Genomic DNA, 13,166 nt, shown 5'->3' on the forward strand with positions numbered 1-13,166 from the left:
TCCCAGCGGGAGCAGCAGCAGCTACGCAGGGGGGTTAAGGTTCCGCTTTCCCCCTCTGGCCTAGGTGGTGCGGTGCGGGCCCCTTCGAGTGCCAAACATGCGTTATCGTTGCAACGCACGATATGCACGTAAATCGGGGAGGAAACTGATGACCGCTGCCGCCGCGCCGCTCGTCGAAACAGCCCAGCGCATCAGCGCCAGCGCCCGGGCACTCGGGGAGGCCATCGACGCCGTCGGGATCTACACCGAGCCAGCGGTGGCTCGAGCGGTGCAGGCCGAACGTAACCTGTACTTCCGCATCGACGCCGAGTTCGGCCTGCTGACCAGCGCCGAGGTCGGACGTCGGATGGGTTCGCGCTCCTCGGCGCCGCGCAACCTGGCCGCCTCGGCGCGCCGCGGGGGTTCCCTGCTGGCCGTGTCCCGCGGCCATCAGACGCTTTACCCCGGATTCCAGTTCGGCGCCGATGGGCGCCCGCTGCCGGTGATCCGGACCCTGCGCGAACTGGCCGCCGCGTGTGGGTGGTCGGAGACCGCGGTGGTCCAGTGGCTGTGTGCCCCCACCACCTACCTCGACGGGCTGCGCCCGGTGGAACTGATCGACGGCGACCCCGACCGCGTCGTCGAGGTGGCGCGACGGGCATGGGCCGCTGAGTGGTGATCGGCCCGCCGCCGACACCGTTCGACCCCGCCACCACCACCCTCGACACCGGCGAGCAGATCTACCGGGTGTTCACCGCCTCCCCCGGACGCACGGCGGTGACGTTCAATCCCGGGTTCGGAGCGCCGAGCCGGTTCGCCTTCTTCGGCGACCCTGCCGTGCCGGTCCTCTACGCCGCGGCCACCGAGGAGGCGGCCGTCGCCGAGACGCTTCTGCACGACATCCCCGCCAGCGGCGGGCTGCTGCCCTACGACGCCTACGCCCGCACGGTGATGGTCCGGCTCACCGTCACCCGTCCGGTGCGCCTGGCCGTGTTCCACGGGCTGGGGCTGCGGACGCTGCGCGTCACCGCCGAGGACCTCACCGCCAGCGCCGCCACGGCCTACCCGCACACTGTCCGGTGGGCGCAGGCAGCGCACGACGCCGGCTTCGACGGCGTCGTCTGGATGTCGCGGCTGTGTAACGACTCCCGGGCGTACGTGTTCTTCGGGGACCGCTGCGAGAAGTCGCTGGCGCAGGATGTGGCATTCGGGCGGCTTTTCGCGACCGGCACCGATCAGCTCTGGCTGATCGACCTCTGCGCGCCGCTGCACGTCGACGTGCTGCTCGGCAGTTAGATACCCGCGGGATGATGGGCGGCGGCAGCTCGTAGCTGAACAGGCGCGTTTCAGGAGACCGTGACGTGGACGTGGTCGAAATGGTTGGCCACCCTCCACAGCGTGTACACAACACCGAATCGGCGGGCCTGCCGTTGAATATCAGCGTTGATGGCATCGCCCAGACCGGTGTTCCACCCGATCATGATGTCGATAGCTCGTCCGCTGGGGTGGTCAGGTAGCGGATCTGCGCGCACACCTCCGATGGCCTGAACGCCGGGGTAGGTATCGGCTATGTAGGCCGCCAAGGTTCGCGCATTGGGCACCAGACCGCCCATTCCGACTGTCGGGACTGACCCACCCGGACCCAACACGGCTAACTGAGAGGCCGGCGAACCCGAAAAACCCAACCGTTTCAAATCAGCTTCGAGAACAGCCGCCATCTTTGCCTCGGCCGCCGCCGTGATCTCGGCCTCGTCGCGCGGGGTGGTCGGTGGCTTAGTGGCGCCGAATGCCGCCGGATTGTCGGAGTTCTTTCTGCCTTGCCGGTCCGATGGCCCGGACTCGTTAACCTTTCCCGCCGTCCGTCCGCCCTGATTGCGATTCGTCCCGCTGTCTTGGTCCGTGTCAGCCTGCGCAGTGGCGATCCACGACACACTCGGAGCCGCTAGTCCGGCGATTACACCCACCAACCGCCTGCGCGTGAAGGGTTTCGGCGGGCGTGGGAGCGGGTGAGTCACGACACGGCATCCAACCACATGTGAAGTGACCCGTTGGGCACCAGTCATCAGATGGCCGGCCGTCGGCGGCGTCGGCGGCGTCGGCGGCGTCGGCGGCGTCGGCGGCGTCGGCGAGCCCAGCACGCCGGAGTAGATGTCAACGGTGCGCAACCATGTCCGGTGCGGTGTCAGTACTCGCCTTCTTTATTCGGTCCGGTCGGATTCAGTGGCCGATCGTCATTCCGCCGATGATCGTTCGCCGCGCGTCGGCCCAGCGCAGCTACTGCTGACAAAAAGGAGTGTCAAGCATCAGCCGAAGTAATACAGGCATTTTGTAGGGCGGGCGGGGCTCGAACCCGCGACCAGCGCAATAGCGAACGGTGGTTCTCAGCGTAGCGGCCTAGTTCATTCTAGGTCATGTGCCAGAACGCATTTCGTCATTTCTAGGACCTATAACCTCCGTGCGATTCCAGTCGATTCTCGGTCATATCCGATGAATAAACGATGACTGGATCAGGACTCCTCGGCCACTGGATGTCCAGTGGACGGCCCGCCGGCTCCCGGCCGGTGACTGCGATCAGCTCCGACTCGAACACCACTTTGCTGGACGCAACCAAACCATTTACATGTGTGACAGTTATCACTACGCTGTCGTCAGTCAACAGGTGTGGAAGACCTTCCATCTGACCCGTGTGCACGAACCGGTAATGGCGGGCCGGTCGGGCTGCTTGCACCCAAGCTGGCGATTAGCGAGGGAGCCGGAATGGCGGGTCGGGCCGGGCGTGGTGCACGTGTTGCCGCCGTAGCGGCGTTGGGTGTGGCACTGGCCGGGACACCGGCTGTGGCTGCTGCCGACGACAGCGCCGACGAGGGTGAATCGGTCTCCGAGGTATCGGCGCCGTCTCCTTCGCCTCGCGGGGCGCAGCGCGGGGCGCGATTGCCGCAACCGCCTCGCGGCTCCGGTGGCGAGCAGGTGGCTGAGTCGCCAACCGGCGACGCTGGTGACGCCGGTGTGGTGGCCGCGACTCCGGCGCGCCCGGCGGCGTCGACCCGTCCGGGCCGGGCGAGGGGCCCGGTCATCCTCGACGTCATCCCAGACGGGGTTGTGATGTCCAGCGTCCCTGCCGGTGGGGTCTCGGCTGGAGCCTCCAGCGCGGCAGGGGGGACGGCTGCGCCGGCGGGACCCGCCGCCGTCCCGCCCGGGGTGACGCGCAGGCCGCGGAGTCCCGTCGGGTCCGTCGCCCCGACGGTCGTGGTGGGGCAGTTACCTTCTGCGGCGACGATGCCCGCGTCGCCCTCCGCTGCGACGCCTGCCGCGGTGCCCACCGCCGTGCCTGCGGCGGCGATCCCGACCGCCGTGACGGCGGCCGCGGTGCCCACCGCCGCGACGCGGTGCGCGTGGTGTGCGTTGGAGAAGGTGGTCACCGACCCGTCCTACGCGGCGGCGTCCCCCGCGGCGCGGATGCAGGCCAGCCCGGCCGGGCGTCAACTCAACGACGTGATCGGCGGACTGCTCGGCGCCGCAGCGAATTGGGCGGCCGGTCTGCCGGCCGGAGAGTTCCAGAATCTTGTGGCCGGGGCGGTGCTGCTGGTCCGCAAGCAGTGGGCCGGCGTGAGTACGCAAACGTTGGGAGTCACCGGGTCGACCTCCGGGACGGGATCGTCGGACCCCACCGCGGGGTCACCGGCACCGAACGTCAACCTGCAGGGCTGGCAACTCGCGTCGAAGGTGCAGAACCTGACCCTGACTCCGGACGAGAACGGGGTGTTCCAGCTCACCTGGGACGCCCCGACGCTGCAGACTCTGCCGTCAACCGTCCTGAGTGCCTGGGGCATCGACCCGAACATCGTCGTCGACAGCTACACCGTCACGATGAAGCAGGACGTCCTCGATCCCTACGCGAATGACCTGCAACTCGGCTTCCCCGTCGATGGCACCAAGAAGGCGAACGGAACGGACACCGCGTGGCTCGCCGGTCTGTCGGACACGACCACCTCGCCGTCGTACGCGCCCCCGACGGGGGCGCAACCCAAGGGACCCTTCGGCACCGGCCTCGTCCAGACCAGCACCGGAGTTTCGGTGATCCCCGGCCTGGCGACGGTCTACACCGACGCCGAAACCCGCTCCTACACTTTCGATCTGGGCGCGGGCGTGGACCTGGCAGACACCACCTGCACCACCAAGAACGGCTGCTCCGTCAACCCGACCAGTACCACTGAGCCGGCCGGCCTGCCGACCCTCGCCGACCAGGCGACCGTCACCTCCGTCACCCCGAATCCCTACGCCCGCTTCGTATTCGAGGTGACACCGAACTTCTCCACACCGTTGCCCAACGGCAGGACCGAGGGCATCCCCAGCCTGAGGTACTGGAGCGGGGCGGAGCCGGCCGACCCCCTCCTGTCGCTGTTACTGGATCCCACCGCCATGCTCGCGGCGTCGGACGGCTCGGTGTGGGTCGCCTACCAGCGCTCTCCGCTGGCCAAGGTCATCCACCGCGCGATCGGCTGGATGAATCCCTACAGCAACGGAATGGCGACGACGCTCACCGGGTACATCAGCAACAAGGACGGCACCGGGCCCGGCGATTACCTCACCGTCACCAATTGCGAGTCCAACCAGGGCCAGAACTGCACGCTTCCCGGCGGCGGCAAGATCACCTCGTTCTCCCAACAGGCGATCACGCTCCAGACCGGCGAGGCGTGGGCTAGTGCGCCCGAGTACACCGCGAACGGCACCACCGGGACCTACAAACTCCTGGTCGGGAACGGCCAAGCCAGAGCCGGCGGCGAGCGAATCCGCGAGTCTCAGAACGTCGGCCAACAGTTCAAACTCACCACCACCACTGTCGAGAGCACGACGACCGAGTACCTCAACGGCGTACCCGTCACGGTGAACAACTACCCGACGGTCAGCGTCGCGACCGGAACCGCGGCCACCGGGTGGAAGGTGCCGGTGCAGTTGGTGGCCACTCCGACGAAGCTCGTGGGCACCTGGGGGGACTTGATCAAGATCGCGTTGGAATCGGGTTCCATCGTGACCGGGAACTTCCAGGAGTTCGTGAAGATCAAGGAGGCGATCGAAAGTATCTCGCCGGAGGCGCAGGCCAAATTCCTTCAGGCCGCGGCTGAGCCGCTGCCGGAAGATCAAGTGCGGCAGTACAAGTTCGTCGACGGCCAGTGGCAGCTTGCGGCGAGTTTCGTCACCACGATGAACGGAACAAATGGAACCGGCGGCGGTGACACCGCCAACAGCCCCAACGGTGAGAAGGCCGTAGCGATACCCCATTCGCTCGTCGAGTCCGCAGACGGCCAGATCTTCGTCGCGAGCGCCGGTCTGGGCGGAGGTCTCCAGGGGACCAACAGCAGCGGGTGGGCGAGGTTCGCGAAGAACCTGAGCAAGCAGGTCGGTTACGTCCACCGGATCGAAGCCGAGGGAATCACATTCACCGGGAGCGTCGGTCCCGGGAGCACCGGGACGGCAAGTTTCACCGGCGGTATCAGCAACGGGAATGGAAGCGCCGGCGACATCCTGACCGTCTCCGCCGTATCCGCGGGCAACAGCGTCCCGGTGGCCCCGGGTGAGATTCTCACCGCTGCGCCGGGGACGACGGTCAAACCCGGGACCCAGATCAAACAGCAACTCACCGCGCTGTTCAACGGCACCCAGGTGCCGGTGTCCCAGGTCATCGGTGTCCCCTTCACCGGGGCCATCAACAACGGCACGGCCGGAAGTAGCGGCTCGGTCCTAACGGTGTCCACCGTCAGCAGCGCCACCCCGCTCGCGGTGGGCCAGGTGATCGGCGGGCCGGGAATCGCCCCCGGAACCATCATCAGCGCCCAGACCACCGGCAGCACAGGCGGTCCCGGGACCTACACGCTGAGCGGTGCCCCGCAGTCGATCGCGACCACGGCGATGGCGGCTACCGCCAACTGCGGGTCCGCCGGGGCGCCGTCGGGTTGTTCGCCGACGATTTTGGGCGGGACCGGCACCTACCAGCTGAGGCCCGGCAATTCCCAACTTGTGGCTGCCTCGACCCAGATGGAAGGGGCATACCCGGGTTCGATCCTGACGGTCACGCAAATGGGCGCCGGCAGCAATCCGATCGTCGTCGGCCAGACCGTATCGGCGGCGGGTCTTGCCGTCGGAACCCGAATCATCAAGCAGCTCAGCGGCGTGGGCGGCGGAGTGGGCACCTACCTGATCAGCGGAGTCCCCACCGTGATCTCTTCCACGGCGATGAGCCAGATGTCGGCCCAGACCATCGATCTGAGCGGCGCGCCCACGTGGGGCACGTTCGCGGCCGCCCCGGACGGCACGGTGTGGGTGGGCGTCAACACGTTCCTGAACAACACGGGCAAGGGCGCCGGCCAAATGAATTTCAAGAACGGCGCGCTCGAGCAGATCGCACCGACTGGTGACGGCTCGTGGGCGACCCAACCCCTCAAGTACCAGTTCATGCATCCCCCCGCAGGTTTTGCCATCACGCCCACCAGTGCCGCCCCCGTCGCCTTCGCCGGGAGCATCAGTGGCACCACCCTGACGGTCTCCAAAGTCCGTTCCGTGGTGGCCAATGATGCGAACCAGGTGGCCGGTGTCGTCCCGCTGACCGTCGGCCAGTTCATCACCGGAGACGGAGTCGCCCCGGGTACGACGATCACCAAGGTGCTCACCGGCAACGGCGGAGTCGGGACCTACCAGGTGAGCACGCCGGCCGGTGATCAGTCGGTCGGTGTGGGGTCCACCACGTCGTTCGGAGCGGCCGGCATCGAGATGTCCGCCGACACCTACGCTCTCTGGGTGAACGACTCCGAAGAGAACGGCCGTGATGCGGCCGTACCGGCCACGGGTGGCGTTGTCCGCGTGAACAATTCAGAGGATTTCAAGTTGAAGTCCACCATCGTTCGCATCGACTCCTCCTGTGCGGACACGTCCTGCGGTAACCGTCAGGACGTGGGCCGGGGGGCCATGGGGATGATCGCGGTGCCGGGGCAGGACGCTGTGCTGGTCGCGGTGGGCACGACGTCGTTGCTGAGCGAGCTCGGATACGGCGGCGCCTACATCGGATGCCGGGCCGCCTCGGACGGGGCCGGAAGCAAGTACTGCAAATTGGCCGCCGACGGCGGCGCGGTGACGTTCGGCTCGATCTCGAAGCTGTGGAAGCAGGGCAGCGGGAAGATCGTCGAAGTCACCTACAACCCCAACGCCTACCAGGCGGACAACGGTGGAAACCGAACCAACGGACTGGATTTCCTGAAGGTCACCAAAACCCTCGACATCCCCACATCCTGGCTCGGCGTCAGCGAAACCATGATGCAGGACGCCGGCCGGCCGCAGAGCCTCACGCTCGGCCCGGACGGGTCGATCTGGATGGCGGGCCGTGGATCCGAGGGGGCGGAGCGAGCGCAGTACCTCGCCAACCTGAACCCGGCAAACCTGACGAACGGATTCGCGGCGGTGGGCGCCTGGCTGACCTACTACGTCGCTCTTGCGAACGTCATCGTGTGCGAGGACATCAAGGGCGGGACGGGGTGCGCGAACTCCTCGAGCTTCACCCCGGTTCGAACCGCCTATGACTGGAAGACGGCGGGCTCGCCGTCCTTCGTCGCTCCGGTGTGGACGCCCGCCGACGGCCTGCTGGACACCCCGGGTGCTCCGATGGCCCTGGGGCCCATTCCCCGCATTCAGACGTTCGGTCAGGTCGCGCCGTTCGCCTCGCCGGTGACGGTGAACCCCAAGACGGGCCTTCCGACCGGCGCGCCGGAGGGAGTCTTCGCGCAGAACAGCCAGTTCGGGGGTCCGCTGTTCCTGCCGACCACACCGGGAACGCCGTCCGGGCTGGCGGCCGCCCCGCTGGTCAGCAGCGCGACGGGCGAGTCGACGACGTTGACCTGGAAACCGCCGGCCACCCCCAAGCGCGCCCCGGTGGTGTCCTACACCGCGACGGCTTACGCGGGCGACACCGCGACAACCGTGACGACCGCCGGAACCTCCGCCTCGTTCACCGGTCTCCAGGCCAACGGCGGCACCACGTACTTCACGGTCACCGACGCCAACTTCTTCGGCACCAGCAGCGACGCCGACGGCCAATCCGCCGGTGGCCAGCTGTGGCTGGCGTCGGACGGGACGACGGTGCTCTCGACCAAGGGCCTCGGCGTCGGAATGGTCAGCGACGGAACGCCGTTCACCAACGGCGGCCTTGACCGCAACGGCCACGCCTATTCCTGGGATTTGATTCCCGGATCGAGCTCGGCCACGCTGGCCTGGAACGGGGTGAATTTTGCCCTGGGTTCGGTGGCGAGTCTCGCGGTCAACGGAGCCGGGGGCCAGCAGACCAACCAGCCGAACGTCGCCCGGTCGCAGGGACAGACGATCATGCTGTCAGCGGCCCAGAAATCGGCCCAGATCGACACCAGCGACAAGGGGCTCGACCAGGCGATCAACCTGCTCAACCTGGCAGGGGCTGCGGTCAACGGCGGCAAGCCCGATCAGACGATCACGTTGAACTACACCGACGGCACCAGTGAGGACTGGACCCAGTCGTTCAGCGACTGGTGCACACCGGATTACAACCCCAACGAGGGCATCATCTCCACCCAGAGTTACCGCGACACCGCCGCGGGGCTCAAGGACTACACGACGAACTACATCTACGGCTACTCGCATCCGATCGCGCAGGGCAAAACCCTGGAGAGCGTGACGCTGGCGGATAACCCCGACGTCATCCTCGTCGGTCTGGCGATGTCCACCGCGATCGCGGTGTCGCTGGGCCAGAACGTCTCCAACAGCCCGTTGAACACCTTCGGGATCACCACTCCGCCGTGGCAGGTGGCCAACCGCCAGGGCTTCGACGGCAATGGCAACTACTACGACGCCTACGACCTGGACAACATGACTCCCCCGGGCGGGGACGTGATCGCCAAGGGCGACCCGCCGCCCAAGGAGATCACCATGTCCTGGGCCGGCTCGGCCTTCCAGGTGGGCCAGATCCCGACGAGCAACAGCGAGGTCGGCGGCAAGAAGGGCCCGCGCAACGTGGCGCAGTTCGACGGCCAGACGATCTACATGCCCAGTGGGACCTACACCAATCTGCAGATGATCGGGGCCGGTGCCAACGGGACCCAGTCCAACCAGAACATCACGGTGGACTTCACCGACGGCACCACCGCCACGTGGACCCAGACCTTCAGCGACTGGGCGTCGACTCCTGAACCGGGAACGGTGACGGGCGAGGCGGTGATGAACGGCGGGACCCAGATCAACCAGTTGGGCAACACGGTCAACCGGACCGCCAACGTGTACGGCTACTCCTACGCGATCGCCCCGGGCAAGACCGTGCAGTCACTGACCCTGCCCACCAACTCCAATGTGGGCATTCTCGGAATCTCACTGGTCGGGACGCCGTCGGTGGCCCCGTGGAGCGGGGTCGGCATCGTCACCGACGGGACGGCGATCTCCTCGACCGGCGGCTTCGATGGCGACGGCAACTCGTATTCGTGGAATTTGCTGACCGGTCAGCCCACCCCGGCGTCCTCCGATTTCACCGCGACCATCAACAACGGCGTGGCGCCCGCCACGTTCACCGGCAGCATCACCAACGGAAAGGTCGCCACGTTCATCGGAACGATCGACAGCGGCACCGTCGGCAACGCGGGCTCCATCCTGACGGTCTCCAGCGTCGCCGCCGGCAGCACCCCGGTCGCCGTCGGTCAATTCGTCATCGGTGCCGGGGTGGCCGACGGGACGGCGGTCACCGGGCAGCTCACCCAGGCCGCCGGCAGTAAACCCGGCGGTCTCGGAACCTATTCGGTGAGTGTTCCCCAGTCGGTGACGGGCGTGGTGATGCAAGCCGCCCAGGCCGGCCAGACCCTGGTGGTCTCCAGTCCGGTAACCGGCGGCTCCGCTATCAGCGTCGGGCAGACCGTCACGGGAACGGGTGTCGCTCCGGGAACCACCGTCACCGGTGTCCTCAGCACGACGTCCGGCTTCACCGGGACGATCAACAACGGAACCGCCGGCAGTCCCGGCACGACCCTGACCGTCTCCAGCGTCACCGGCAAAACACCGCTGGCGGCCGGCCAGGTGGTCTCCGGGCCGGGTGTCGCCGCTGGAACCACGATCACCGGGCAGCTCAGCGGGAGTGGGGGCGCCGGCGGCGTCGGAACCTATTCGCTCAGCGGTGCCGGCCAATCGATCGGGTCCACCGCGATGACCGCGACGCAACTCGCGTATTCGGTCAGCGTGCCCCAGTTCGTCTCGCCGTCCACCCCGATCACCTCGATCAGCCCGGGTAACACCCTGACGGTCACCAGTGTCACCGGCGGCACGATCACCGTCGGCCAGACCATCGGGGGATCGAACTTCTACACACAGACCAATGCCAGTTTCACCGGCAGCATCAACAACGCCCAGACCGCCAGTTTCACCGGGGTTATCAGCAACGGCACCGTCGGCAACGCGGGCAACACGCTCTCCGTCACCAACGTCACCGGCGGCACCCCGATCGCCGTCGGTCAGCTCATCGCCGGCAACGGGGTCACCTCGGGTACGGCGATCACCGCCTTCGTCAGCGGCACCAACGGCGGTGTCGGGACCTACACGGTCAGCGGCAACCCGCAGTCGGTCGCGGCGTCGACCACGATGACCGCGGCGCAGCCCGGCACCACCCTGACGGTCACCGGCATCGCCGCCCCGGTCGGGGTGGCGCTGGGAATCGGCCAGGCCATATCGGGGCCGGGGGTGGCCCCGGGAACCACGATCGCCGCGTTGGGAACCGGCTCCGGCGGGGTGGGCACCTACACGATCAGCGGCCCGCCGCAGTGGGTCTCGCCGTCCACCGCGCTGACCACGACCCAGCCGGGGCAGCCCCTGGTCGCCGACAACACCACGATCACGGCGTTCGTCAGCGGGACCAACGGCGGTCCCGGGGTCTACACCATCAGCGGTCCGCCCCAGGCGGTCCCGACCGCCCCGATGGCGGGCAACACCAAGGAACCGTTGTCCACCCTGATCACCACGGCGCCGTGGAACGGCGTCGACTTCGAGATCGGCGGCCCCAACAAACCCAACATCCTGCGTGGTGACGGGCAGACGGTCTACGGCTCCTACACCCAGACCGCCGAGCAGGCGGCGGCGGGAACGCAGCAGCTCAACCTCGCCAAGGGCATCGTGAACGCCTGCACGGGCGGCGGTTGTGTGATCAGCCTGGCCGCCGCGGGGACCAACGGCGGGCAGAGCGGCAACACTCTGGTCCTGAACTACGCCGACGGAACCTCGGACTCGATCAAGCAGTCCTACAGCGACTGGGCGACACCGGTGTACGTCTCGTCGACCTCGAGCGGCGGGGCCATCGGACCGGCCAGCTTCACCTACAGCTCCTACCCGGTCGACTCCACGGTGCCGAGCGTCGGGATGATGTCCTACCCGGGTGAGTGGATCATCGCCTCGCAGGCCTACCGCGATACGGCGTCAGGGGCCACGCAGGCCACGACGACCTATGTCTACGGCTACTCCTACTGGGTGCCCGAAGGCTCGACGCCGGTGTCCATCACGCTGCCGGCCGATCAGAACGTCGGCGTGCTCTCCATTTCGGCGACCAAGCCCACCATGGTGGACCTCAGCAGCTACACGAATGCCTTTGCGATCACCACCGCGCCGTGGCAGGTGGCGAACTCGCAGGGCTTCGACAATGCGGGCCAGTACTACAACTCCGACAATCTCAACCTCAGCTGGGCCAAGGGGTCCGGCTCGGTGGACTCCACGGTCTACATGACCTGGGCCGGGGCGGCGTTCCAGGTGGGCGCGATCCCGACCAGCAGCGGAGAGGTCGGGGGCTCCAACGGCCCGAAGAACGTGGTCCAGGCGCTGGGCGAATACTATTCGCCCTCGAGGAACGAGTACGGCTACCGGCCCGGCACCGGCCAGACGATCGACCTGCCCGCCCCCGCGTCCGGGGCGTCCTTCACGAATCTGTTCATGATCGGCGCTAGTAACGGGACGCACACCGGGGACATCGTTCTCACCTTCACCGACGGCAGTACGGCGACCTGGACGCAGACCTTCAGCGACTGGGCTTCCACCCCGACGCCGGGGTCCGTCCCGGGCGAGGTCCTCATCAACGCCGGGACCCAGATCAACCAGTTGGGCAACGAAACCGGCAACACCGCCAACGTGTACGGGTACACGTATGCGATTCCGGACGGCATGACATTGAAGTCACTGACCCTGCCCTACAACTCCAACCAGTGTCGTCAGGACGTCGGGTCGTGCACGCCGTCGCCGCAAATCGGCATCCTCGGAATTTCGCTGCTCTGAAGCCACGCGAGGTCGGGGATTCCGGGGGAATACTGCCGCTGAGGCTGCTGAAACTGGGGGCCGGTGGCCTTGGCTCATGAGCATGCCGGCTCCGGTTTCCCCCAATCCGCCGACCAAATGGCCGGCCTGGAAAATCGGCGGCGCGACGATGCTCTCCTTCATCGCGCTGCTCTACATCCTGGTCCGGTGCTGACCGTGGACGTTCGCGCAGCCCCGAATAGCAGGGCAATCAGTCCCCGACAGCGGCGGCGGGCACCGGCCTTTGGACAGATGTAGCAGACTGAGCAGCGTGGCCTGTTCGCTAATCCCTAACCCGGATTTTTCGCGGGATGTCGGTGTATCGGGGTGTTGATACGCGAAAGTGCCTGTCCTGCAACGGATAATTGGACTTCTCTACGGTTCAATATCCGGGCTGGAAGGCACCTCGCAAGTGAAGACTATCGCTACGGCGCGGCGGGTGAAAGTATCGGCGGACGGTCGCGGGGTGGTGTCGCACGCCGGGATGGGTCTGTTGCGGGAACTGGCTGATGCGACCGGGCTGTCCGCGCAGGTCATCCGCCATCGAAAGGGAAGGAACCTGCAGGTGCGAGCTCGCGACAGACGGCGCAACGACGCGTGCTGCACTGTTTTGACTCAGATGATCGGCGCAAATAACGGCCCGCCTAGACTAGTCAGCGGCTGCGATGTCGTCTCACCAAATGTCGCAAATGACACCGGCATGACATTTCATTTACGACGGCGCCCACCGGGACGTTATACGCGAAACAAGCAAGCGGCCGGAGGGCAAGTCATTCAGTTCACCACTTCGATCTTCGCGCCAACCGCCTGGTAGGTGCCGGTGGCTCGGGCGTCGCGGGTGGCTAGGACACAGCCGTGGTGCG

Annotated in this window: 4 protein-coding genes; 3 read left to right on the forward strand and 1 reads right to left on the reverse strand. The window is 66.9% G+C overall.

Annotation, left to right across the window (positions count from 1 at the left end):
* Nucleotides 1-148: 148 nt before the first annotated feature.
* Together ADBZ5N_RS12310 and ADBZ5N_RS12315 are read left to right on the forward strand one after the other, a co-directional pair.
* The gene (locus ADBZ5N_RS12310; RefSeq protein ID WP_526257766.1) at nt 149-658 is read left to right on the forward strand and encodes a hypothetical protein; all 510 of its coding nucleotides are present in this window, start codon (nt 149-151) and stop codon (nt 656-658) included.
* Complete coding sequence (locus tag ADBZ5N_RS12315; RefSeq protein WP_526257767.1) at nt 652-1,275, forward strand: RES domain-containing protein; 624 nt, start codon at nt 652-654, stop codon at nt 1,273-1,275. The genes ADBZ5N_RS12310 and ADBZ5N_RS12315 overlap by 7 nt, the downstream gene beginning before the upstream one ends.
* A 50-nt stretch (nt 1,276-1,325) precedes the next feature.
* Here ADBZ5N_RS12315 and ADBZ5N_RS12320 read toward each other — a convergent pair whose 3' ends face one another.
* Entirely contained in the window at nt 1,326-1,580 is a 255-nt protein-coding gene (locus ADBZ5N_RS12320) for a VldE C-terminal domain-containing protein (protein WP_526257768.1), read from the reverse strand.
* Nucleotides 1,581-2,736: 1,156 nt separating this feature from the next.
* Between ADBZ5N_RS12320 and ADBZ5N_RS12325 the strand changes: the two genes are divergently transcribed.
* Nucleotides 2,737-12,285: a beta-sandwich domain-containing protein gene (locus ADBZ5N_RS12325; protein WP_526257769.1), complete on the forward strand. Its 9,549-nt coding sequence runs from the start codon at nt 2,737-2,739 to the stop codon at nt 12,283-12,285.
* Nucleotides 12,286-13,166 lie beyond the last annotated feature (881 nt).

The sequence above is a fragment of the Mycobacterium sp. genome (assembly GCF_044370595.1).
In the GTDB taxonomy this organism is placed as follows: Bacteria; Actinomycetota; Actinomycetes; order Mycobacteriales; family Mycobacteriaceae; genus Mycobacterium.